Origin of the sequence: Methylobacterium symbioticum, assembly GCF_902141845.1 — a bacterium.
Lineage (GTDB): Bacteria > Pseudomonadota > Alphaproteobacteria > Rhizobiales > Beijerinckiaceae > Methylobacterium > Methylobacterium symbioticum.
The window spans coordinates 21,112-45,375 of the sequence record NZ_CABFPH010000017.1 but is presented as its reverse complement, the minus strand read 5'-3'; the positions used below and the strand labels follow the sequence as shown (position 1 = coordinate 45,375).

At 68.4% G+C, this 24,264-nt stretch carries 18 protein-coding genes; 3 read left to right on the top strand and 15 right to left on the bottom strand.

Features of this window, described 5'->3' with window-relative positions; translation table 11 throughout:
• Positions 1-20: 20 nt before the first annotated feature.
• The 13 genes from fdxA to MET9862_RS08380 all read right to left on the bottom strand — a co-directional run bounded on the left by fdxA (position 21) and on the right by MET9862_RS08380 (position 17,211).
• Positions 21-359: a ferredoxin FdxA gene (gene fdxA, locus MET9862_RS08445; RefSeq protein ID WP_142582598.1), complete on the bottom strand. Its 339-nt coding sequence runs from the start codon at positions 357-359 to the stop codon at positions 21-23.
• 100 nt (positions 360-459) lie between these two features.
• Positions 460-1,320 (bottom strand): ABC transporter ATP-binding protein, encoded by an 861-nt coding sequence (locus MET9862_RS08440; protein ID WP_142582597.1) that lies wholly within the window; start codon positions 1,318-1,320, stop codon positions 460-462.
• 89 nt (positions 1,321-1,409) lie between these two features.
• The gene (locus MET9862_RS08435; protein ID WP_142582596.1) at positions 1,410-2,300 is read right to left on the bottom strand and encodes an ABC transporter permease; all 891 of its coding nucleotides are present in this window, start codon (positions 2,298-2,300) and stop codon (positions 1,410-1,412) included.
• Between the two features lie 4 nt (positions 2,301-2,304).
• Positions 2,305-3,720 carry an ABC transporter substrate-binding protein gene (locus tag MET9862_RS08430; RefSeq protein WP_142582595.1) on the bottom strand — a complete coding sequence of 472 codons (1,416 nt, stop codon included), beginning with the start codon at positions 3,718-3,720 and terminating at the stop codon, positions 2,305-2,307.
• A 162-nt stretch (positions 3,721-3,882) separates the two neighbouring features.
• Positions 3,883-4,659, bottom strand: coding sequence for a Crp/Fnr family transcriptional regulator (locus tag MET9862_RS08425; RefSeq protein ID WP_142582594.1), 777 nt, complete (start codon positions 4,657-4,659; stop codon positions 3,883-3,885).
• A gap of 208 nt (positions 4,660-4,867) precedes the next feature.
• On the bottom strand, positions 4,868-5,827 hold the full coding sequence (locus MET9862_RS08415) for a HEAT repeat domain-containing protein (protein WP_142582592.1): 960 nt from the start codon (positions 5,825-5,827) through the stop codon (positions 4,868-4,870).
• A 5-nt stretch (positions 5,828-5,832) separates the two neighbouring features.
• Positions 5,833-6,066 carry a 4Fe-4S dicluster domain-containing protein gene (locus MET9862_RS08410; RefSeq protein ID WP_142582591.1) on the bottom strand — a complete coding sequence of 78 codons (234 nt, stop codon included), beginning with the start codon at positions 6,064-6,066 and terminating at the stop codon, positions 5,833-5,835.
• Between the two features lie 27 nt (positions 6,067-6,093).
• Positions 6,094-7,839, bottom strand: a complete 1,746-nt coding sequence (locus tag MET9862_RS08405; RefSeq protein WP_142582590.1) for a fumarate reductase/succinate dehydrogenase flavoprotein subunit — start codon at positions 7,837-7,839, stop codon at positions 6,094-6,096.
• A 59-nt stretch (positions 7,840-7,898) separates the two neighbouring features.
• Entirely contained in the window at positions 7,899-8,252 is a 354-nt protein-coding gene (locus tag MET9862_RS08400) for a DUF971 domain-containing protein (protein WP_142582589.1), read from the bottom strand.
• A 335-nt stretch (positions 8,253-8,587) separates the two neighbouring features.
• Positions 8,588-10,441: a dihydrolipoyl dehydrogenase gene (gene lpdA / locus MET9862_RS08395; protein ID WP_142582588.1), complete on the bottom strand. Its 1,854-nt coding sequence runs from the start codon at positions 10,439-10,441 to the stop codon at positions 8,588-8,590.
• 43 nt (positions 10,442-10,484) lie between these two features.
• Entirely contained in the window at positions 10,485-11,921 is a 1,437-nt protein-coding gene (gene aceF / locus MET9862_RS08390; RefSeq protein ID WP_142582587.1) for a dihydrolipoyllysine-residue acetyltransferase, read from the bottom strand.
• Positions 11,890-14,553 carry a pyruvate dehydrogenase (acetyl-transferring), homodimeric type gene (gene aceE, locus MET9862_RS08385; RefSeq protein ID WP_142582586.1) on the bottom strand — a complete coding sequence of 888 codons (2,664 nt, stop codon included), beginning with the start codon at positions 14,551-14,553 and terminating at the stop codon, positions 11,890-11,892. The genes aceF and aceE overlap by 32 nt, the downstream gene beginning before the upstream one ends.
• Positions 14,554-14,814: 261 nt before the next feature.
• Entirely contained in the window at positions 14,815-17,211 is a 2,397-nt protein-coding gene (locus MET9862_RS08380; protein ID WP_244612630.1) for a PAS domain-containing hybrid sensor histidine kinase/response regulator, read from the bottom strand.
• Between the two features lie 141 nt (positions 17,212-17,352).
• On the opposite strand from MET9862_RS08380, the gene MET9862_RS29255 reads away from it, so the two are divergent.
• Complete coding sequence (locus MET9862_RS29255) at positions 17,353-17,568, top strand: hypothetical protein (protein WP_185156796.1); 216 nt, start codon at positions 17,353-17,355, stop codon at positions 17,566-17,568.
• A 129-nt stretch (positions 17,569-17,697) separates the two neighbouring features.
• Here MET9862_RS29255 and MET9862_RS08375 read toward each other — a convergent pair whose 3' ends face one another.
• Both MET9862_RS08375 and MET9862_RS08370 read right to left on the bottom strand, forming a co-directional pair.
• Entirely contained in the window at positions 17,698-19,017 is a 1,320-nt protein-coding gene (locus MET9862_RS08375) for an NAD(P)-binding protein (protein ID WP_142582584.1), read from the bottom strand.
• Between the two features lie 642 nt (positions 19,018-19,659).
• A complete protein-coding gene (locus MET9862_RS08370) occupies positions 19,660-21,585 on the bottom strand; it encodes a DUF5722 domain-containing protein (RefSeq protein ID WP_142582583.1) in 1,926 nt (641 codons plus the stop codon).
• A gap of 380 nt (positions 21,586-21,965) precedes the next feature.
• Between MET9862_RS08370 and MET9862_RS08365 the strand changes: the two genes are divergently transcribed.
• Both MET9862_RS08365 and MET9862_RS08360 read left to right on the top strand, forming a co-directional pair.
• Positions 21,966-22,394 (top strand): TadE/TadG family type IV pilus assembly protein, encoded by a 429-nt coding sequence (locus tag MET9862_RS08365; RefSeq protein ID WP_142582582.1) that lies wholly within the window; start codon positions 21,966-21,968, stop codon positions 22,392-22,394.
• Positions 22,391-24,034 (top strand): pilus assembly protein TadG-related protein, encoded by a 1,644-nt coding sequence (locus MET9862_RS08360; RefSeq protein WP_142582581.1) that lies wholly within the window; start codon positions 22,391-22,393, stop codon positions 24,032-24,034. Before MET9862_RS08365 ends, MET9862_RS08360 begins: the two co-directional genes overlap by 4 nt.
• The last annotated feature ends 230 nt before the right edge of the window (positions 24,035-24,264 follow it).

The window sequence follows — 24,264 nt, the reverse complement described above, 5'->3', positions numbered from 1 at the left end:
GGTCCTCCTGCTGTCGTGACTCAGGCGGCGGCGGGGTCCGCCGTGCCGAAGGCGGTGGCGAGCTTGTCCGGCCGACCATCCCAGGCAGCGGCATCCTCCGGCGGCTCGGCGCGGGCCGTGATGTTGGGCCAGAGGGCGGCATATTTGGCGTTGAGCGCCCTCCAGCCCTCCAGGCCCGGCTCCGTATCGGCTTTGATCGCCTCGGCCGGGCATTCCGGCTCGCAGACCCCGCAATCGATGCATTCGTCCGGATTGATCACCAGCATGGTCTCGCCGACATAGAAGCAGTCCACCGGACAGACCTCGACGCAGTCGGTGTATTTGCAGCGGATGCAATTCTCGGTGACGACGTAGGTCATGGGAATTTCACGCCTTCGGGCACGGCCCCGCGCGGGCGGAGCGGGCTCCGCCGCGGGTTGGCTGGGCAGGGTCGGAGCGGGCGGCGAGCCGCCCGCGGGTTCACAGCACCGCGGCCAGGTCCTGGCCTTCGAGGTCGATCGCCAGCCCCTTCATCGCGTCGGCGCTGACCTCGCCACCCATGGCGCGCAGGCTCTCCTCGCGGATCAGCGACATCAGCCCGCGGCGAAGCCCCAGGAACTCGGAGGACAAGGTCATGGCCGGCAGGCGCGGGCGTGGCAGCGGCACCGCCACCTCGGCCTTGATGCTGCCGGGGCGGGCGGTCATCACGTAGATGCGGTCGGACAGGAAGATCGCCTCGTCGATGTCGTGCGTGACGAACAGCACCGAGATCTTCAACCGCTGCCACATGTTGGTGAGGATCTGCTGCATGATCAGCCGGGTCTGCGCGTCCAGCGCCCCGAAGGGCTCGTCGAGGAGCAGGATGCGCGGCCCCGTGGCGAGCGCCCGCACGATGCCGACACGCTGCTTCATGCCGCCGGAGAGCCGGTCGGGATAATGGTTTTCGAAGGCCGAGAGCCCGGCGAGCCCGAGCAGCGTGCGGGCCTGCCGCTCCCGCTCGGAACGAGGCAGGCCCTTCATCTTCAGGCCGAACTCGACGTTCTCGCGCACGGTCTTCCAGGGGAACAGCGAGTATTGCTGGAAGATCATCCCCCGCTCGGCGCTGGGACCTGAGACCGGCATGCCGTCGACGGTGACCGAGCCGGAGGTGGGCGTCAGGAATCCGGCGAGCGCGTTCAAGAGCGTCGACTTCCCGCAGCCCGAGGGGCCGATGATCGAGACGAACTCGCCGGGCTCCACCGTCAGCGCTGCGTCCGAGACCGCCTCGACCGACCCTTCGAGGGTCTCGTAGCGCAGGCAGAAATCGCGGACCTCGATCCGGCCCCGGCTCGGCTCCACCATGTGCGGCTCCTTCTTCAGGTTGGCGACAGCCGGGCCTTCGCCCGGCCCGGGCGCGACTGCGCGTCGGCGGATATCCGCAGACCTCGGGATCAGCGCGCGGCCCAGGGCATGACGAGGCGGCCGAGCAGGCGGATCAGCCAGGAGGAGGCGAGGCCGAGCACGCCGATCGCGATCATGCCGAGCGCGATGTCCGCGTACTGGACCAGGGAATAGGCTTCCCAGGTGAAGTAGCCGATCCCGTACTGGCCGGAGATCATCTCCGCGGCGATCAGCGAGACCCAGGCGACGCCCATGCCGACGGTGAGGCCGGTGAAGATCTGCGGCAGGCAGGCCGGCAAGTAGACCTCGCGGAACAGGGCCCCCTCCCCTGCCCCGAGGCAGCGCGCCGCGCGCACCAGGACCGGATCGACATGCGCCATGCCCTGGAGCGTGTTGATGAGGATGGGGAAGAACGAGCCCAGGAAGGTGATGAACACGATCGAGGCCTCGTTGGTCGGCCAGAGCATGATCGCCATCGGCACCCAGGCGATGGCCGGGATCGGGCGCAGCACCTCGCAGACGGGGAAGGCCACCTCGCGCAAGGCGCGGAAGCGGCCCATCAGCAGCCCGAGCGGCACGGCGATGCCGCCCGCGAGCAGGAAGCCGAGCCCGATCCGGCGGCAGGACAGCAGGACGTGGTCGGCGAAGATCGGGTTGCGCAGGGCGGCGAGGCCGCGCCCGAGCACGTCGGCGGGCGTCGGGATATTGGTGAAGCGCACGTAGAACACGACGCGGTTCGTCGTGAGCAGGTGCCAGGCCAGCACGAACAGGGCGAGGGCGAGGAGGCCGACGCAGCCGGCCCGAATCTGGTCCCGGTGCAGGCGCAGCCAGCGGCCGAGCCGCCGGCCGGGCGCGGCCGGGGCCGGGGTGGGCTCGGCCCGCTTCGGGGCGGGAGCCGGCGCCGGCAGCGACGGCACGGGGTGGAGGGCGACGGCTTTCATGGGCTCAGCCTCCCGTCACGGCGGCCTTGAGGGCCTCGTCGAAGGGCATCACCTGACCCGTCCCCTTGGCGGCCTCCGCATCCTGCTTGAGGAGGTAGGGGCTGATGCCGCCCTTGCCGTCGACCACGTAGAAGGCCTCGCTCGCGAAGAGCTTGATGCCGCGCGCCGTGTCGAAGACGTAGGCGACGTTGACGGCGCGCCCCTTGGCCTTGAGGTCGGCGAACGCCGCGAGCGTGCAGGCGGCGCTCGCATAGGGCTTGATGTCGCCGTCCTTGATCCAGATCTCGCCGGCCTTGCGCGGCTCGGTGACCGGCTTCTTGCAGTAGCTGTCCTCGCCGCTCACCTCGTAATTGGCCGTCGCGGCGACCTGCCGGTCGTAGTCGAGCCCGCGCTCGGCGAAGACCTTGCGGATGTAGCCGTCGTTGACCCACGGGCCGACATCGAACTCCTTGATGCGGTCGAGCTTCTGCAGGACCTTCACGTCCTCGCGGGCGGCGTCGATCAGCGGGGCCTTGATGGTCGGGTCGACGGTCATGATCCCGCCGGGGCCGAGGAAGATGTAGACCACCTCCTTGTCGGTGCCGGTCCAGGCGGCGATCTGCTCGGCGGCGCGCTTCGGGTCGGCGCGCACCCAGTCCTGGGCGTCGAGCACTGCCTTGAGATAGGCCTCGACGATCTCCGGATACTGCTTGGCGAAGTCGGTGCGCACCACCACGCCGTGCCAGGTCGGCAGCTTGGTCTCGACGCCGTCGAAGATCTTGCGGGCGAAGCCCCGGAAGGGCAGCAGCTCGGCGAAGGGCACGAAATCGGCGTGGGCGTCGATCTTCTTCTCCTGGAGATTGGTCGAGCCGACCTCCGGGCTCTGGCTGACGAGGCGGAACCAGGTCGGCGGGTAGCCCTTGTCCTGCAAGGCCTTCAGGACCATGCCGTGCGCGGCCGAGCCGAAGGGCACGCTGACGAGCTTGCCCTTGAGATCCTCGAAGGAGAAGAACTCGGACTCCTTGTGCACCACGATGCCGTTACCGGATCCGTGCAGGTTGTAGGCGGCGACCGCGATCAGTTCCGAGCGGCTCTCGGGGTTGTTCTGGAAGGTGTAGCCGTTGACGACGAGGGGATAGTCGCCCATCGCGCCGAACTGGAGCTTGCCCGCCATCATGCCGTTGGTGACCGGCGGGCCCGAGGTGAAGTTCTGCCAGTCGAGTTTGATCGTCAGGCCGGCATATTTGCCGGTCTTCGGCAGGTGCTTCTCGATCAGCTTGAGCTGCCGCAGCACCACGCCCACAGTGGCCGTATTGGTCGTCGTGTCCTGCGTGCCGATGCCGATTGTGAGCGTCTCGGCACGCGCCGGCAGGCCGAGGCCGACCAGCGCCAGGAGCGCGAGGGCCGAGACGGAGGCACGACCCGAACGCTTCGCTCTCATGATCCGCTCCTGCGCTGAAGATGTCCGGTCGACATCGCAGGGGCATGATCGGGCGGTCTCGCGGCCGTGATCAAACGTCGATGGGGTTCGCCGGTCGATTAGTTGCGCAAAAACCGGGACGATGACTGGGCGTGCTGCTTGTTTGTGCGAAACGCTTGCGAATCATGCTGTCTCGTCGCCGCCCCGCATCTGGGCAAGCACATCGGCGCGGCAGATCACGATCTGCGAGCGCCGCGTCGCTACCACGCCCTGCTCGGCGAGCCGCTTGAGGCTGATCGTCACCCATTGCCGCGTCGCGCCGACCATGTGGGCGAGGTCGGCATGGGTGAAGGTCGCGGCGACGAGGACGCCGTCCCCCTCCGGCACGCCGTAGAGGTCGGCGAGGTGCAGGAGCAGGTGGGCGAGCCGCTCGGTGATCGAGCGGGTGCCGAGCATCTGAGCGAGCGTCGAGTAGCAGCGGCCCTTGAAGGAGAGGCCCTCGATCACGCCGAGGGCGAGGGTGGGAATCTGCACGACGAGCTGGCGGAGCGCGCGGCCCGGCAGGTGCAGCACCGTGGAATTGGCCGCCGCCATGCCCGACCAGCTGTGCAGCCCCTCCCCGAACACCTCCGGCCCGCCGACGAAATTGCCCGCGTTCCAGTAGGCCAGGGTGATCTCGCGGCCGGAGGGCGCGGAGTAGAACACGCGCATCCGGCCGGTCTCGATCAGCCAGATGCCGTCATGGGGCGTGCCTTGCGTGAACAGCGTCGCGCCGCGGTAGAGCACGCGGCGCCGGCCGCGCTCCATCACCAGGGCGAGCTCCCGCTCGGTCAGGCCCTGCAGAAGGGGGCGCGGTCCGCCGGCCTGCGGCTCCGTCTCGGCGAGGCGGAGCGCGCTCGCCTGGGCGGGGAGCGGCCAGCCCGGGGCGGGCGGCCAGGTCATTCCGGTGCTGCTCTCCATGGCCGGCTCCTGCATCCCCTCCCAGAGGCCGCAGCAAAGCCTGTACCAGTTCCAAACTGTACGGCCTGGCCCTCAGGACGCGACCGGCGCCGGGCCAGAAGGCCGCGGCGCCGCGCGTCGTCAGCGGAGGATCCCGGCGGGGCTCTTCGCCATCCGGTCGATCCCTTCGGGATGGCGGATGGCTTCGGCGCTCAGACGCCGCGCGGGCTCAGGCCCCGCGGCAGCGGCCGATCGCCCAGCGCACGAGCTTGCGCACGTCCGGATCGGGATCGTCGTAATCCGCCTCGAGGGCGGGTAGGGCGCGCGGATCGGCGATCTCGCCGAGCGCGGCGGCAGCCTCCTTGCGCAGGTTGCTGATCTCCGATCCCAGGGCCCGGCCCAGCACCTCGACGGCGGCGGGCGCCTTGATGCGGCCAAGCGCATTCGCGGCCTTGGTGCGGACCTGCCAGACCGGATCCTCCATGCGGGCGATCAGAGGCTCGACCGCCTCGGGCAGGCGGATCTTGGCGGCGGAGACGGCGGCCTCCTCGCGCACCTGCCAGTTCTCGTCGTCGAGGCCGGCGATCAGGGTCGCGATGCCGGGCCCGCCCGCGCGCAGGAAGACGAGGGCCGACATGGTGGCCCGGCGCACGCTCGGATCGGCGTCGCCCGCGGTGGCGATCAGGGCGGGCAGCGCCTCCTCGGCCTTGAGGTAGCCGATCACCCCGAGCCCCTCGCGGCGCACCTCCGGCGCGGGGCTGCGCAGAGCCTTCAGCGCGGCGGCGAGCGCGTCCGGCAGGACGAGCTCGCGCAACGCCCGCAGGGCCGCGGCCTGGACGAAGGGGTCCGTGTGCTCCGCGCGCGCGATGAGGAGCGGGCCGCAGGCGGGCTCCTTCTTCTCCGCCAGCGTGTCGGCGGCGACCCGGCGCACCTCGGCTTCGGCATCCTCCAGCGCGTGGACGAGGCCCTCGACCACGTCCGGGCCGTCATGCTCGTCGAGCGCCTTCGCCGCCGCGGCGCGGACGCTGGCATCGTCGTCGGCGAGCCCCTTGAGGAGCAGGACCTTGGCCTCCGGCCCGACGGCCTCGGCCAGTTCCATCATCGCGACGCGGCGGATGCCGGGATCGGGATCGGCGGCGCGTCCTGCGAGGTCGTCGAGATCCTCGTCGAAGCTGTCGAATACGGGCATGGCGCTCACCGCAGCAGGTAGGGGATGTTGACCTTGACAGCGTTCGTCGGGCAGTCGACCTCGCACGGCATGCAGTACCAGCATTCGTCGTACTTCATGTAGGCCTTCTGCCGGTCCTCATCGATCGCGAGGATGTCGAGCGGGCAGACATCGACGCAGACGCGGCAGCCCTTCTCGGCGATGCACTTCTCGTCGTCGATGACGACCGCGGCGCTCTTGGCCTGGGTGATGATCGGCATGCGGAATTCTCCGGATAATCTGTCGACTTACTCGGCTGCGGCCGGCGTCTTGATGCGGAGCTGGTGGTAGGCGCTCATCTCCTCCTCGGCGACGGGCACGATGAAGGGATCGACGTCGCGCTTGGCATGGGCCATCCGGCCCTGCTCGTCCTTGAACAGGACGGTGTGGCAGTTCCAGTTGGCGTTGTCGGTCTCGGGGTGATCGGTGCGCAGGTGGTAGAAGCCCCAGCGGCTCTCGGTGCGGTAGAGCGAGGCCGCCGCCGCCATGTCGGCGCAGTCGAGGATGGTCTGCATCTCCAGAGCGCGGTGAAGCTCGTGCGGGTCGCGCGCGCAGAGGTATTCGAGATCCTCGCGGATCTCCGCGAAGCGGCGCTGGCCGAGTTCCATCTTGGCCGTGACCTTCGGCGGCTCCAGGTAGTCGTTCACGAGGCGGCGCGTCTTGAACTCCATCTCGTGCGGGGTGAGCCCGTCCTCGCGGCGGGTGGGGGCGAGCACCCGCTCCTGCTCGGCGATGAGGTCGCCGTCGTCGTAATCGGCGAGGCTCGTGGCCGCGCAATAGGCGGCGGCGTCCGCGCCCGCGATACCGCCGTTCACGAAGGCGCCGAGCATGTAGTTGTGCGGCACGCTCGCCATGTCGCCGACCGCGTAGAGGCCGGGAATGGTGGTGCGGGCATTCTCGTCCACCCAGACGCCCGAAGCCGAGTGACCGGAGCAGAAGCCGATCTCGGAGATGTGCATCTCGACCGGGCGCTTGCGGTAATTGGTGCCGCGCCGCTCGTGGAAGCGCCCGCGCGAGGGCCGCTCGTTCGAGTGCAGGATGGTCTCGATCTCCGAGATCGTCTCCTCGCGCAGGTGGTCCATCTTGAGGAAGACCGGACCGTTGCCGCCCTGCAGCTCGCGCCAGAACTCGAGCATCATCTGACCCGACCAGTAGTCGCACTCGATGAAGCGCTCACCCTTGTTGTTGGCCGTGTATCCGCCGAAAGGACCGGTGACGTAGGCGCAGGACGGGCCGTTATAGTCCTTGATCAAGGGGTTGATCTGGTAGCATTCGAGGTTCGCGAGCTGCGCGCCCGCGTGATAGGCCATCGCGTAGCCGTCGCCGCAATTGGCCGCGTTCTCGTAGGTGCCGAACAGGTAGCCGGAGGCCGGCAGGCCGAGCCGCCCGGCGGCGCCGCAGGCGAGCACCACGGCCTTGGCCTTCACCACCAGGAACTCGGAGGTGCGGGTGTTGACGCCGACCGCGCCGGCAATGCGCCCGTCCGGCCCCTTGAGCAGGCGGGTCGCCATGTAGCGGTTGGTGACGCCGACCTGGAGGCGGCGCAATTGCCGGTAGAGGACCTTCTTGACGTTGTGGCCTTCCGGCATCGGCAGCACGTAGGTCCCCATATGGTGGACCTTGCGCATATTGTATTCGCCCGAGCCGTCCTTCTCGAATTTCACCCCGAGCTTGTCGAGGTACTGGATCATCGGGAAGGAGCCCTGCGCATAGGCCATCACGGCCTTCTGGTTCACGATGCCGTCGTTGGCGACCGTGATCTCCTTCACATACTGCTCCGGCGTCGCGTAGCCCGGCACGACGGCATTGTTCAGCCCGTCCATGCCCATGCTGATCGCGCCCGAGCGCTTCACGTTCGCCTTCTCCATCAGGACGACGCGGAGCTTCGGATCGGCCTCCTTGGCCTTGATCGCGGCCATCGGGCCGCCCGTGCCGCCGCCGATCACCAGAAGGTCGGTCTCGATGATCTCGGTCTTGAGCTGGATGGCGCTCATTCTGGTCCTCTCGCGGGGTGGGCGCGGGCGACCGCGCGGGGATGTCTGCGTGATCGGGGTCAGGCCGCCTGCGGCGCGCGCTCCGCCTCCGCGGCGTCGCGGGCGAGGTCGCGCAGGGAGACGAAGGGATAGATCCCGCGGGCATGACCGTCGGAGAAGCCGAGATGGAGCGCGTAGCCGCCCATCGGCGCGACCGTCGTCACCGCCACCGCCTCGAAGGCGGACGGGAAGCGGCCCTGAATCCGGTCGCGGGTGCACCACGCGCAGCGGCATCCGAGCCGAAGGGCCTCGGCGTCGAGGCTCGCGGCCGTGCCGTCGCCCCAGGCGAGGCGCAGCACGCGGCCGCCGCGGGCGAGCGTCACACCGGTGGGAATGGCGTCCGGATCGAAGGGCGGCTCGGCGGGAGGTCTCATGGCGGCATCCGTCATCGGCCTGTTGAGGCCGCTCCATTAAGGACGCGCCGACAGATGCGAGATAGCAATTAGTTGCCCGATCCCCGAAGATGCGGCCGCGAGGGCCGACCGCCGACGAATCGGCGAGACCTCGACAGCATAGGATTCGAGCGTTTCTTATCGAAACCAGGCAGGACGGCCGAAAAATCGGGCACGGCATTGGCCACCGCGCCGCGCGAACGGTCTCCAAGGGCCGGCGCGGTCGCGCAAGCCGCGGATATCAGGGCCCGCTCACCAGGTCATGCGGCCGTCGGGCTCCGCATCCCGCGCCGCCCCGCGCGGGACGCGGACGGCGCTCAGGTCGGGGCGCGATGCGGCTTCCTGGGCATGTAGAGGTCGGTGATCGTGCCCTCGAAGGCCTCGGCCGCCATGCCGACCGTCTCCGACAGGGTCGGGTGCGGATGGATGGTCAGCCCGATATCCTCGGCATCCGCCCCCATCTCGATGGCGAGCGCGGCCTCCGCGATCAGGTCGCCGGCCGAGGGGCCGACGATACCGCAGCCGACGATGCGGTCGGTCGCCTCGTCGAACAGCACCTTGGTGAGGCCCTCGTCGCGCCCGAGCGACAGGGACCGGCCCGAGGCAGCCCAGGGGAAGACGCCCTTGCCGACCTTCAGCCCCTTGCCCTTGGCCTCGTTCTCGGTGAGCCCGACCCAGGCCACCTCCGGGTCGGTATAGGCGACGGACGGGATCACCTTCGCGTCGAAGACGCTGTTCTTGCCGGAGGCGACCTCCGCCGCGACCTTGCCCTCATGCACCGCCTTGTGGGCGAGCATCGGCTGGCCGACCACGTCGCCGATGGCGAAGATGTGCGGCACGTTGGTGCGCATCTGCTTGTCGACGGGGATGAAGCCCCGCTCGTCCACGATCACGCCCGCCTTGTCCGCCGCGATCAGCTTGCCGTTCGGGCGGCGCCCCACCGAGACGAGGATGCGGTCGAAGATGTCGGTCGCCGGCGCCGATCCTCCCTCGAAGGTCACCCGCAGGCCCTCGGGCGTCGCCTCGACATGCGTGACCTTGGTCTTGAGATGGATCGCCTCGTATTGCTTGCCGATGCGCTTGGCGAGCGGGGTGACGATGTCCTTGTCGGCACCGGGGATGATCTGGTCCATCAGCTCGACGATCGTCACCTTGGCGCCCAGCGCGTGGTAGACGGTCGCCATCTCCAGGCCGATGATGCCGCCGCCGATCACGAGCAGGCGCTTCGGCACCCCGCCGAGTTCGAGGGCGCCGGTGGAGTCGATGACCCGCGGGTCGTCGTGCGGGATGAAGGGCATGGTGATCGGCTCGGAGCCCGCCGCGACGATCGCCTGATCGAAGCCGATCACCGTCGTCTTGCCCTCGTGCTCGACCGCGATCTGGCGTGGGCTGACGAAGCGGCCGGTGCCCGTCACCACCGTGACCTTGCGCTGCTTGGCCAGCCCGCCGAGGCCGCCGGTGAGGCGCCTGACCACGCCGTCCTTCCAGTCGCGCAGCCTGTCGATGTCGATCTGCGGCGCCGTGAAGCTGATGCCGTGGGCGGCCATCGCCTGGGTCTCGTCGATGACCTTGGCCGCGTGCAGGAGCGCCTTCGAGGGGATGCAGCCGACGTTCAGGCAGACGCCGCCGAGCTGCGGCCAGCGCTCGACCAGCACGACCTTCCGGCCGAGGTCGGCCGCGCGGAAGGCCGCCGTGTAGCCGCCGGGGCCGGCGCCGAGCACCAGCACCTCGGCATGCAGGTCCTCGCCCGGAAGCGGCGCCGCGGCCTCGGGGGCGGCCCTGGTCGGCGTCCCGTCGAGCGTCGCGGCCGCGGCCGAGGAGCCGTAGCCCGCCTGGCCCTCGCCGGGCTTGTGGCCGCCGGCGGAGAGGCCGGGCGTCGCCTGGACCGCCTTGCTCGTCTTGTCGGTGGTCGAGGGCTTGGGCGCTCCCGTCTCGGCGGTCGCCTGCATGATCAGGAGCAGGTCGCCCTCGGTGACCCTGTCGCCGACCTTGATGCTCACCTCGGCGACGGTGCCGGCGACCGGGGACGGGATGTCCATCGTCGCCTTGTCGGATTCGAGGACGATCAGCACGTCGTCGACCGAGATCTGGTCGCCCGCGCTGACGTTCACCTCGATGACCGGTACGTCCTTGAAGTCACCGATATCGGGAAGTTTGACCTCGTTGCTCATCGCTTCACCTTCCTGCATGACGGGACGATCGGGAGCGGCCGCGTCAGACGACGAGGCGGCGGACATCCTCCAGGACGTGGGCGAGGTGGCGTGTGAAGCGCGCGCCGAGCGCGCCGTCGATGACGCGGTGATCGTAGGAGACCGCGAGCGGCAGGATCAGCCGCGGCACGAACGCGCTGCCGTTCCAGACCGGGGCCATCTTCGAGCGTGGCACGCCGAGGATCGCCACTTCCGGCGCATTGACGAGCGGCGTGAACGAGGTGCCGCCGATGCCGCCGAGCGAGGAGATCGAGAAGGTCGCGCCCTGCATGTCGCCGGCGCCGAGCTTGCCGTCCCGCGCCTTCTTCGAGATCGCGCCGAGCTCCTGGCTGATCTCGATGATCCCCTTGCGATCGGCCTCCTTGATGACGGGCACGACGAGCCCGTCCGGCGTGTCCACGGCGACGCCGATGTTGTAGTATTTCTTGAGGATCAGCGCGTCCTTCTCCGGGCTCAGGGAGGCGTTGAACTCCGGGTAAGCGCGCAAGCCCGAGATCGCGGCCTTGATCAGGAAGGCGAGCAGCGTGACGCGATAGCCCTTGTCCTTGCCGGCCGCGTCGAGTTCCTTGCGGTAGGCGTCGGTCTCGGTGATGTCGGACTCGTCCGTATGGGTGACGAGCGGCACGTTGAGCCACGAGCGGTGCAGATGCGGCCCCGAGATCTTCTTGATCCGCGCGAGCGGCTTCATCTCGATCGGTCCGAATTTCGAGAAATCGACCGCCGGGATCTCCGGGATGCCCATGCCGCCGGACGCCATGACCGCGCCGCCCGCGGCGGCAGGGGCCGCCGAGCGGGCGAGATGGCCCTTCACGTCCTCCTTGGTGATGCGGCCCTTGTCGCCGGTGCCCTTGACTGCGTTGAGATCGACGCCGAGCTCGCGCGCGATGCGGCGCACCGCCGGGCTCGCATGGACGTTCGAGAAGTCGGGGAGGGTCGAGGCCGGGGCAGCCGGAGGCGGAGCGGCGGCCGGCGTGGCGGCGGGGGCCGGATCCGGCTCCTGCTTCGGGGCGACCGCCGCGGCGTCGGCGGGCGCGGCTCCACCGACGGTGGCGCCCTCGCCCTTGAGCAGCAGGATCGGCGAGCCTTCGCTGACCTTGTCGCCGATCTTGATCAGGAGCTTCTCGACGACGCCCGCGCCCGGCGAGGGCACATCCATCGTCGCCTTGTCGGATTCGAGCGAGATCAGCGGATCGTCCGGGCCGATCGTATCGCCCTCCTTCACGAAGACCTCGATGATCGGGATGTCCGTGAAGTCGCCGATATCGGGAACCTTGACCTCGATGCCCATGGGTTCTCTCCCTGCATTCCTCGCGGGCCATGGCCCGGCCCTGCTGTCGTGATGGCGGTCGATGGAAGGGCTGGCCTTGTCCGTCCGCCCGGCCGCGCGGACCGGACGGGGGCCGGTCGCGTCAGACCGTCCAGGGCGCGGGCTTGTCGGGATCGATCCCGTATCGGGCGATGGCGTCGGAGACCTTGCTGATTGGCACGGCGCCCTCCTCCGCGAGGCCGTGCAGCGCCGCCAGCGTGATCCAGCGCCGATCGACCTCGAAGAAGTCGCGCAAGCGGCGGCGATAGTCCGAGCGGCCGAAGCCGTCGGTGCCGAGCACGCGGTAGCGGCCGGGGATCCAGGTCCGGATCTGGTCGGCGAAGAGCCGCATGTAGTCGGTCGACGCGATCACCGGGCCGGAGCGGCCCTCCAGGCAGGTCTCGACATGCGACTTGCGCTTGGCCTCGCCCGGATGGAGCAGGTTCCAGCGCTCGCAGGCCATGGCGTCGCGGCGCAGTTCCGTAAAGCTCGGGCAGCTCCAGATGTCGGCGGCGATCCCGTGCTCCGCCTCCAGCATCTCGGCCGCCGCGATCACCTCCCGCAGGATGGTGCCGCTGCCGAGGAGCTGGACGCGCGGGCCACCCGCCGTCCCGCCCTTGCCCTCGCGGAACAGGTACATCCCCTTGATGATGCCGGCCTCGGCGCCCTCGGGCATGCCGGGGTGCTCGTAGTTCTCGTTCATCACGGTGAGGTAGTAGAACACGTCCTCCTGCTCGGCATACATCCGGCGCAGGCCGTCCTGCACGATCACCGCGACCTCGTAGGAGAAGGTCGGATCGTAGGAGACGCAGTTCGGGATCGTGGCGGACAGGATGTGGCTGTGCCCGTCCTCGTGCTGGAGGCCCTCGCCGTTGAGCGTCGTGCGCCCGGCCGTGCCGCCGATGAGGAAGCCGCGCGCGCGCATGTCGCCCGCCGCCCAGGCGAGGTCGCCCGTGCGCTGGAAGCCGAACATCGAGTAGTAGATGTAGAAGGGAATCGTCGGCGCGTTCGAGTGCGAGTAGGAGGTCGCCGCCGCGATCCACGAGGACATGGCCCCCGGCTCGTTGATGCCCTCCTGGAGCATCTGCCCCTTCTCGTCCTCCTTGTAGTACATGAGCTGGTTGGCATCCTCCGGCCGGTAGAGCTGGCCGACCTGGGAGAAGATGCCGAACTGGCGGAACATGCCCTCCATGCCGAAGGTGCGGCTCTCGTCGGGCACGATCGGCACGATGCGCGAGCCGATATTCTTGTCGCGCAGGAGCGTGTTGAGGATGCGCACGATGGCCATCGTGGTCGAGATCTCGCGCCCCGCCGTCTCCTTCAGCTGCGCGCCGAAGGCCTGGAGCGGCGGCACGTCGAGGGATTGCGACTTGCGCCGCCGCGCCGGCAGCGGCCCGCCGAGCGCCTGGCGCCGGGCCATCAGATAGCGGTGCTCGGGGCTGCCCTCGGGGAAGCGGATGAAGGGGATCTCCTTGATCTGCTCGTCGCTGAGCTCGATCCCGAAGCGGTCGCGGAACTGGCGCAGCACCGCCTCACCCATCTTCTTCTGCTGGTGCGTGATGTTCTGCGCCTCGCCCGCCTCGCCCATGCCGTAGCCCTTGACGGTCTTGGCGAGGATCAGGGTCGGCTGGCCCTTGTGCTTCACCGCGGCCGAATAGGCGGCGTAGACCTTCGCCGGGTCGTGGCCGCCGCGGGTCAGGCGGAAGATGTCCTCGTCCGACCAGTCCTTCACCAGCGCCGCGGTCTCGGGGTACCTCCCGAAGAAGTACTCGCGGATATAGGCACCGTTCTTCGACTTGAAATCCTGGTACTCCCCGTCGACGCATTCCTCCATCAGCCGCATGAGCATGCCGGTGGTGTCGCGCGCCAGCAGCGCGTCCCAGCCGGTGCCCCACAGGCACTTGATGACGTTCCAGCCGGCGCCGCGGAAATCGGCCTCCAGTTCCTGAACGATCTTGCCGTTGCCGCGCACCGGCCCGTCGAGGCGCTGCAGGTTGCAGTTGATCACGAAGATCAGGTTGTCGAGCTTCTCGCGCGCGGCCATGGAGATGGCGCCGAGGCTCTCCGGCTCGTCCATCTCGCCGTCGCCCATGAAGGCCCAGACCTTGCGGCCGTCGGTATTGGCATGGCCCCGGTGGTGCAGGTAGCGCAGGTAGCGCGCCTGATAGATCGCCATCAGCGGCCCGAGCCCCATCGAGACGGTGGGGAACTGCCAGAAATCGGGCATCAGCCAGGGATGCGGGTAGGAGGACAGGCCCTTGCCGTCGACCTCCTGGCGAAAGCCGAGCAGTTGCTCCTCGGTGAGCCGCCCCTCGAGGAAGGCGCGGGCGTAGACGCCGGGGGCCGAGTGGCCCTGGACGTAGATCAGGTCGCCGCCGCGCCCGTCCTGGTCGCCCTTCCAGAAATGCATGAAGCCGGTGTCGTAGAGCGTCGCCGAGGACTGGAAGCTCGCGATGTGACCGCCGAGCTCGGACGAGTCCTTGTTGGCGCGCAGGATGATGGCGATGGCGTTCCAGCGGATCGCCGAGCGGATGCGGTGCTCGATCTGCCGGTCGCCCGGATGCGCGTCCTGCTTGTCGACGGGAATCGTGTTCAGATAGGCGGTGTTGGCCGAGAAGGGCACCGGCGCGCCGCGCTTGCGCGCCTCCTCGATCACCTGGTTGATCAGGAAATGCGCCCTGTCCGGCCCCTCGACCTCGAGGACGCCGTCGAGGGAATCGAGCCATTCCTGGGTCTCGATCGGATCGAGATCGTGGGTGCGTTCCAAAGCGTCCTCCCTTGGCCTGCCCGCCGGCCGGATCGCGGAGGTCCGGAGGTTTCGGGTCACCTGTTGGCTGGGAAGCTAGAGCCGATCGGCCGGCGCAGCATCACCGATCGGTGACAATATTCTCGCGCTTGGCACTCGCCCTCGAATGCGCGCTCCGGTCGCTGATCCGGCATCGATGGGTGCGGCACCGGTCGTCCGCGCCGCGCAATATTGAATCGGGCTGGAATCGTGACGGGCCGGACGGCGCCCGTGCCGCCGGGGTCAGCCCTCGCCTTCGATCAGGCCGCGGATGCGGGTCGCGAGCGCCTCCAGGGCGAAGGGCTTGACCAGGACCTGCATGCCCGGGAGGAGATGGCCGTGGTTGAGCGCCGCGTTCTCGGCATAGCCGGTGATGAACAGCACCTTCAGGTTCGGGCGCGAGGCCAGGGCGGCCTCCGCCATCTGCCGCCCGTTCATGCCGCCGGGCAGGCCGACATCGGTGACCAGCAGGTCGATGCGCACATCCGATTGCAGGACCTTGAGGCCCGAGGGACCGTCCGCCGCCTCGATCGCCGCGTAGCCGAGGTCTTCCAGGACCTCCGTCACCAGCATGCGCACGGTGGGCTCGTCGTCGACCACCAGCACCGTCTCGCCGACCTTCGCCCGCGCCGCCTCCGACAGGTCGGGAACCGCCTCGGCCTCCTCGGCCTCGCCGATATGGCGCGGGAGATAGAGGCAGACCATCGTGCCCGCGCCGACCTCCGAGTAGATCCGCACCTGGCCGCCCGACTGCTTGGCGAAGCCGTAGATCATCGACAGGCCGAGCCCCGTGCCCTCGCCGATCGGCTTGGTGGTGAAGAACGGATCGAACGCCTTGGCGACGATGTCGGGCGCCATGCCGGTGCCGTTGTCCGAGACGCAGAGCGAGACGTATTGGCCGGGCTCCAGATCACGCTCCTGCGCGGCCCGGTGATCGAGCCAGCGGTTGCCCGTCTCGATGACGATGCGTCCGCCCACCGGCATGGCGTCGCGGGCATTGATGCAGAGGTTCAGCAGAGCGTTCTCGAGCTGGCTCGGGTCGACCAGGGTCGGCCAGAGGCCACCCGCGCCGACGACGTCGACGGCGACCGCCGGCCCGACGGTCCTGCGTACCAGTTCCACCATGCCCTCGATCAGGCGGTTCACGTCGGTGGGCCGCGGGTCGAGGGTCTGGCGGCGGGAGAAGGCGAGCAGGCGGTGCGTCAGGGCCGCCGCGCGCTTCGCCGCCCCCTGCGCGGCCCCGATATAGCGCTCCAGATCCCCCATCCGGCCCTGCAGCATGCGGGTCTGCATCAGCTCCAGCGAGCCGACGATGCCGGCAAGCATGTTGTTGAAGTCGTGGGCGAGGCCGCCCGTGAGCTGGCCCACCGCCTCCATCTTCTGGGCCTGCCGCAGCGCCTCCTCGGTCTTGGCCAGCGCCTCGGCCTGCTCCCGCTCGGCGGTGATGTCACGCCCGACCGCGTTGATCAGGCCGTCGCTCGGCCGGGTCGACCAGGAGATCCAGCGGTAGCTGCCGTCCTTGGCCCGGTAGCGGTTGTCGAAGCGGGCGTGGGAGGTCCCCTCCGAGAGCTCCCGGGCGCCCGCCACGGTGTGCGCGAGGTCGTCCGGATGGACGAGTTCGAACAGGCGCGTGCCGAGAAGCTCGTCCTCGCGCCAGCCGAGCATCTCCTTCCAGGCCGGATTCACCGCCGTGATGACGCCCTCGAAGGTGCAGCGAAGCATCAGGTCGCGGGAGAGCTGCCAGAGCGCGTTCCGGTCGGCCGTGCGCTCCGCCACCTGCCGTTCGAGCTCGGCGGCGTGGCGCTTGCTCTCGTCGATGTCGGTGTTCGTCCCGACCCAGCCGGTGATGGGGCCGGCCGCGTCCCGCACCGGCTCCGCCCGGACCAGGAACCAGCGGAACACCCCGTCGGTCCGCCGGATGCGGTACTCCACCTCGTAGACCGATCCGTCCGCGCACGCGCGCGACCAGGCCTCGGCGGCGGCCGGCCAATCGTCCGGATGCACGATCCGGCCCCAGCCATCGATATCCTCGATCTCCCCCGGCGCGAGGCCGGCATAGGCGGAGAGCTGCGCGTTGAACCAGGTCAGCCGGCCGTCGGGCCGGGCCGCCCAGACCTGATTTGGGACCGTCTGGGCGAGGACGCGGAACTGCTCCTCGCTCTCGCGCAGGGCCGCCTCGGCCCGCTTGCGGCCGGTGATATCCCGGAACAGCACCGAGACCTGGCGCCGGCTCGCCGGCTCGACCCGGGAGGCCGAGACCTCGATATGCCGGTCCGCGGCCACGAATGGCCGCTCGAACCGGACCGGCACCCCGGTGCGCAGCACCCCGCCGTAGAGTTCGAGCCACCCCTCGGCCTCCTGCGGCGCGATGTCGCGCAGCGTCCGCCCGACGATGTTCGGGATGCCGGTGTGCCGCTCGTAGCCGGGATTGGCCTCGACATGGACGTAGTCGCTCAAGGGACCGTGCGGCCCGTCGAAGAACTCGATGATGCAGAAGCCGTCGTCGATCGCCTCGAACAGGGCGCGGTAGCGCTCCTTGCTCTCGCGCAGAGCGTCACGGGCCACCTCCAGCACGTCGGCGCGCCGCCCGTCCGCGTCGGTCTCCGTCCCGGCCATCGTCACGCCGCACGCTTGGCGCACTGACGGGTCATCCGCGTGGCGCCCCGTTGCCACGACAGGCCGTGGGCGTCGTGGCTGGACTGGCCATCGCCGCCATGCGACCGGGCCACGGCCTGGGATGCGGCGCAGGCGGGCGCTACGGAGACGGGGCCGGCATTCGGGGTGGCGCGGCGTTCCATCGGCGCCTTCTGCCTCAAGCGCCCCGGCATTGCCAGCCTCGAGCGCCCCGTCGCGCCGAGCCGGCCGCCGGAGCCGACATGGCATCACCATGCCGTCCTGTCCGCCCAGGCGACACGGCGCCGGATCCCGGACCGGGTCGAGCGCTCTGAAGCCGACGTGGATGCCGGTTCGGCGAAAGAGAGCGCGTTGAAACAATGACTTGGAGCCGTTCCCGATTGCAACGCGATCGGGAACGGCTCTCGGCGCGATCCCGCATCCTGCACCCGTCATGCGCCGGCCTGTGCGGACCCCGGATCTTGGGCCCGCCCTGCGACGCGAATCGATCATTCAGGAGGGAGGCCCGGCCCCGTAGGTGCGCCCCGTCTCTTCGAGGGCTTTCCGGGCCGCGATGTCCGATGCGGGTATGTAGTCGAACAAGCCCTGGCGCCCGACCAGATCGATACCGGCCGACCGGATACGGTCCATATAGTGATCGCGGCTCGCTTCCGATCCGATTGCGTAGACTGGATAGGCAAAATCGGTCACCAGACTTCCGAGAAGATCCAGCGCTCCGGAGAAGAGGCCGACGGACCGCACGGACTCGGCGAAATCCGCGAACGCCTGGCCCTCCGCCGGCACAGACCCGATGCAGGTGACCTCAACGCTGAAATATTCGCGCCCGTCCGACCGACCGTAATAATCGGAGTGCATGGTCAGGCGCTTCCACGCACCCTTTGCGTGAAAATTATACAGAATGGTCGTGTCGAAATTTCTGCTCCCCTCGAAACTGCAGAACAGCGTCAGCATCTGCGTCGAAGCCGGCGGAGTCGCGTCCTCGAATCCGAGCAGGGCGCCGGTGATCTTCAGCGGGAACGTGCTGAGCACGCGATCGCACTGGATCGTGCTTCCTCGGGTCTCGACGACATAGTGGCCGTTGCTGCGCCGGATCCGCTCGACCCCGGCATCGAAGGTGGATTCCACGCCCATGTCCGACAGGGTCTCGACGGCCAGATGATACATCTCGCCGAAGCCGGATCTGGGCCGAGCGATGCAGGAGGCTGCGAACGGTTTCGGCCTCCGGGATTTCGGCAGAGTGGCCCGCTTCAGCCTCTCGCGAAGGCCGGCATTGGCTCCGATCCAGTTCATTCGCTTATGGGCGAATTCATAGCTGATCTTGCTGCTATGAAGGCCGTAGAAGCGCTCGACGTATTTATCGATGCCGGACTTTCTGGCCAGAAACGACCCCAGATAGTAATTGATGTAATCTTCGGCGGAATTCTGACGTCGATATCGGTACTTCGCATAGAGCAGATGCGCGACCGATCGGCCCATCTCCATCGCGCTCATGGACAGGAATTCGTCCTTGATGGAGTATGGATAGGTCGTGACGAGCCCACCGGGGTTTATGCGTTGAATCGTGTAATCGACCGGTACGCAGAGCGGCCTGATTTTGGGGAACATCGTGAAGAGTGGATTGTCGTCCCAGAAGAAGATCGCCCCGATATCGAAGGTATAGCCCGACATCGATCTCGAAATATGATTGCCGCCCGCGGTGGTGTAATTCTCGAGCAGGCACACGCCGTATCCGCGCCGCGCCAGATCGAAACTGGAGACCAGGCCACTGACCCCGCCGCCCAGAACAACGACATCGTAGCGGTTGTGTCTCATCCGAAACCACCCCCCAATGCATATCCGAAGACAAATACCCTCATCCCCCAGATCTTGCACGCGATTGAGCAAGATCTTTGGCCTGTCTCAAAAATCGACACGCAGATAGAGCTGACTGAAAGCCGATTGAGGGCAGCCGCCAGCCATGAAATATCTTTGCCCGTGATGTCAGGAAAATATGCGAGAGATTAGTTCTAATTCCGCAACGTGAACGCTCCTAACGAGCTTGATGACGGTTTGCCCGAGTGCAGAATCAGGTCTACGATAATTTCAAACGGTTGTCTGCATACGCGGATGCAAGAGGTTTACATCTATGTCTCGGGCGTCAAGGATCCGGCGATCCTATGCAGCGCCGGGATCTTTCACGCCTGGACTTGTTCCGCCGTCCGGAGGCGCATGCCGCCCCGCGTCAGAGCCTGTTGAGCCGATCGAGCGGGTATTGATCCGGCCTATCCCCTCCTCGACCTCATCCTGAGGTGGTTTGATGGGAGGAGCAGACTCTCCGCATGACGATCCGTCGATCCAGCTCCAGAGCCGCTCCCGATCGCGTTGCAATCGAGAACGGCTCCAAGTCTTTGTTCTGGCGCGCGCTCTCGCGCCGAACCGGCATCCACTTCGGCTTCAGAGCGCTCGAACAGGCTCTCAGAAGTCCGGTGCCGGCACGTAGCCGAGGGTGATCTGTCCGTTTGCGTCGGCGCCCCCCAGGTCAGCCGGCAGGCTGATGCGGTGACGACCGGTGGCGATGTCGGCCCCACGGCGGAGCGGCACGAGGCCCGGCCGCGCCGAGGCGGAGACATATCCGATGAGGCCGCCATCGGCGGCCTGGCCCTCGCAGGACGCGTCGCGCGAGAGGAAGCGGTCCGGCGCCTCGGTCCGGCAGCGGTAGAGCGGCACGCGGTCGTCGCCGCGCGCGGTGAAGATCGTGAAGGCCGTGCCGTCGAACGCCATGCCGGCCCTCGGGCCCTCGGCGAGATCACGCGCGTAGAGAACCGTGCCGCCGCGGTGCGAGCGGTAGACGGGCGCGGTGCCGTCCGGGATCCGGCAGCCGACGCCGGCCAGCCGGCAGCAGGCATGGGCGCTCGACCGCCCCCATTCGGTGGGGGCGGTCGCGAGATAGGCCGCGCCCGTCGGGTACTGCGCGACGGTGCTGAGGTCGATCGGCGCGGCGTAGGGGATCAGCCCGTAGAAGGCGCCCTGGTTGGAGCGGCCGCCCGCGCTCTCCTGCGGCTCGACCGACTGAAAGTAGTTGTGCGCCTGCGCCAGCAGCATCGGGGTCTGCAGCGCCAGGGCGTGCGCCTGGCAGAGGAACCGCGCCTGGCGCGTGATGCCGATCGACTGGGGCCAGCCCTGCTCGCTCGCGATCAGGTAGGCCTGCGGATGGTCGAGCGACGTCGTCGGCAGGCCGAGCGCCCTGAGCTTCGCCATCTGGTGGTCGATGACGAGGTCGAGATTGAGGAACGTGTAGGTGCCCGGCGCGGGTGCCCGGTCGAGGTTGCCGTAGGGATGGACGGCGACGCTCCAACTCACCCGCGCGCCGAGATGCTGCCAGAGCCCGTCGATCAGCCTGCGCGATCCGATATGAGCCGGATCGGCCGCGCCGATGCGGGGCTGTTCCCAGTGCAGATCGGTGCTCGCGTAGAGCATGACGCCCGCGCTGTTGCGCTGCACGGCGGCATGCGCGCGCGCGACGAGGTCCGCGTATTTCGCGAGCCAGCGGGCCTCGTCCTCCGGGCCGGGACGGCCGCGGGTCGCGACCGCTGGCGAATAGTCGAAGAAGACGGCGCTCGCGGCCTCGTTCCAGACGATGACGTGCGAGATCTTTCCGTGCCCGCCGCGCCCGCTGTAGCGGTTCGCGACGAAGGCGACGTAATCCTCGAAATCGTCCATCGCGTCATCGCGCGGAACGCAGCCGTCCTTGAGCGTCACGCCGCCGAAGGGCGAGCCGAGGCAGGCCGGATCGCGGTATCGCTCCGGCGCCGCCCAGAGCACGGCGCCGCTCTGCATCCCGGACGCGGCGTCGCGCGCGAGCTGGCCGTCGAAGAGCGCGACCTGCGCCTCCGAGAGGCAGCGGAACCTGTGAAAGCCCCAGGTCGCGCGCTCGGCCTCGCTCGCCGGGACCATGAAGCTGCCCGCGGGGCAGGCGATGGGCGTGGCGCTCGAAGGCACCGCCTCGATCTCCAGCCCGCGCCAGAAGAGGTTGTACTCCTTGTAGCCGAGCCCCATCCGCCGGAACGTCGCGTAGCGCGCATCCTGGATCTGCGCGGGATCGTCGTGGCGGAAATCGTGCACGCCCTGCTTCGAGGCTGGCGGTCGATAGGCCGCGGAGATGAAGCGCTGACGCGCGAAACAGGCATCGAACGCTGCCGTGCCGGTGAGACGACCGTTCGCGCAGCTGCGCCGCTCAGGGATGCAGACCGCGTCCACGCCGACGACGGGGGCCGGATAGGCCGTCACCGTACCGCCATGCGGGACGCTGCGGCCGTTCAGCACGCAATCGGCGGGTCCCGACGGGCCGGGCCCGGCCTGCGCGCCCGTCAGGACGACCAGGCCGAGAAGGGCTGCGGCCACCGCGGACCCGAGTGCCCCGGTCCGGCCGGCGCGCCGTATCGACCCGCGCGCCGGCTCCATCGTGGTCACGGCACGGCCTCGACAGGGACTTTCAGCGCGCAACACAGCGGGCTCGGCATCCTGAACGAGCCGATCCTCTCCGAGCAGCCGACGAGATCCGTCATCGAGCAAGTTTTCAGCGCGATCAACTACATGAACTCGAAGGAGTAGTCGCGCCACATCTATTTCGAGAATTGCATTCAATGCGCGAGATGACCCAGAGAGTGACATTTCCACACGGTCGTCAAATCGAAATCCGACTCTTATTCGCTGTTAAGATGCGCGCAATCTTTTCCGCGTCTTCTCAATCTGCAGTTGTTCACTCACAGGTTGTATAAGCGATGTGCCTCCGCCTCTGCGCGAGGATCCTGAGGCGAACGGACGGCGTCGCGGCCGTCGAATTCAGCCTCATCGCGCCCTTCCTGCTCGCTATGCTGCTGGGAATCATGGGGTTCGGCAGTTACCTCGGCTATGCGCACAGCCTCCAGACGGTGGCAAGCGAAGCGGCCCGCGCCGCGGTGGCCGGCCTCGACTCCGGGGAGCGCATCACGATCGCGACCGCCGCGGCGCAACGTAGCATTGCCACCAGCCCGCTGCTGCGGCCGAACGCCGTGACGATCGAGGCCGGCCAGGACGCCGGCGATCCGGATCTCTTCACCGTCACGCTGCGCTACGATCTCAACGCTACGTTGCTCAGCCTGATTCCGCCCCTGGTGCCGTTCCCCAAGTCGCTGTCCCGCACGGCGAGCATCCGCAGGGGCGGGCTATGAGGCTGCCCAGGCTGGTCCGCCGCGCGCGGCGGGACGAGACCGGATCGATCGTTCCGGTCACCGCGGTCGCGGCCGCGGCCCTGTTCGGGTTCGCCGGGCTGGGCATCGACCTCGGCATGGTCTTTCTCGAGAAGCGGCGCGTGCAGTCGCTGGCCGATCTCGCGGCCCTCGCCTCGGTCCGGTCGAGCAACAGCCTCGAGGCCGCGCGGCGTGCGCTGGCCGACAATGGCTACGGCACCGGGGCCCAACTGTCTGTGACGCCAGGAACCTATACCGCCAACCGCGCGATGCCGGCAGCCGTCCGCTTCGTGGCCGGCCCCAGCGGCGCCAACGCGGCCCATGTCCGCCTGACCACCAGCGTCCGCACGGGGTTCTCGCGGGTGATCGGGGGGCCTGCCAGCTACGCGGTCTCGGGCGAAGCCACGGCCATGCGCGCCGATCTTGCCGCCTTCGGGCTCGGTTCCCGCCTCGCCAGCCTCGATGCGGGCATCGCGAACGCCCTGCTATCGCGCCTACTCGGCACGACCATCACCCTGTCGATCCTGGATTATCGGGCCCTGGCGAGCCTCAGGATCGACGCGCTCGGCTTCCTCCGAGCCGCGGCACCGCGGGTCGGTATTCAGACCGGCACCTACGACGAGGTGCTGAAGGCCAGCCTGTCGGCGCTCGATCTCACGACGGCCCTCGCCGAGGCGGCGGACCGGACGAGCGCGATTGCCCCGGCCCTGGCAGTTCTGAACGCGCTGACGGCCGTCCTCAGCGGAACGGGCCTCTCGGTTCGCCTAGCCGGCTTGCTGACGGCCGGCGCCTATGGCCCGCTTCCCCTGACGCGCACGGGGGAAGCGCTCTGGGTCAACGCACTCGACCTGATCGCAGGGGCCGCCTTCGCGGCCAACGGCAACAATCAGGTCGGCCTGGACCTGGGCAGCGCCGTCCCGGGTCTCCTGCGCGCCCGGATCACGATGCGCATCGGGGAGGCTTGGCGCACCTCCGGCTTCGTCGGGTCCGGCGCCAGCCTGAACGCGGCCCAGCAGCGCGCGCTGGTCGAGATCTGGATCCCGGGCCCGGCCCTAATGCCCAGCCTTTACCTGCCGATCTATCTCGAACTGGCACCGGCACGTGCCACACTCAGGAAGGTGGTCTGCCCTTGGACCAGCCCGGGCGAGCGCGCGGTGACGCTCGACGTGACGACCGGCGTCGCCTACCTCGCGATCGGCGGCACGCCGGCGAGCGCAGTCGATTTTGGCCTCCCGCGCCCGCCCCTCGTCCCGGCCCCCATCCTGCAGGCGCCCCTTCTCAACGTGACCGGGACGGCGAGCCTCGAACTCGGCTCCTCGACGCAGTCCGTGACCTTCGGTGACGATGACATCCGGGCGGGGCGCCCGAAGACGGTATCGACCAACAATCTGATCGGATCCCTGTCTGCGGGATTGCTCGCGAATCTCGACCTGCGCATCAACGGAGGCGGTCTTCCAGGCATCCTCGATCCACGTGGGGTCGTCGCGACGGCACTCGGCGCCGCGGCTCAGCCGATCGACCTCCTACTGTTCTCGCTCCTCACCCTCGCCGGCGTGAAGGTCGGCTCCACCGACGTCTCCGTCACCGGCACCCGGTGCGGCGGCGCAGTGCTCGTGCAGTGATGCGCAAAGCGCGGTGTGCTGCAAATTCTACAACTTGAGCTTGAGCGCGCGGCGGAACGCTAATTTAAAATCGGCATTGCGATGACCGTACGGTTTAAGCGAAAATTATCAACCTTCGGTTAATACGAATACATACTTCGAGATAAAGATGATTATTGAAGTTCAAATTCAGAACAGCGGAAATGATCTGCGCGACCCGCTTTCCATGCCGGACCGTGCCCTACTGAAAT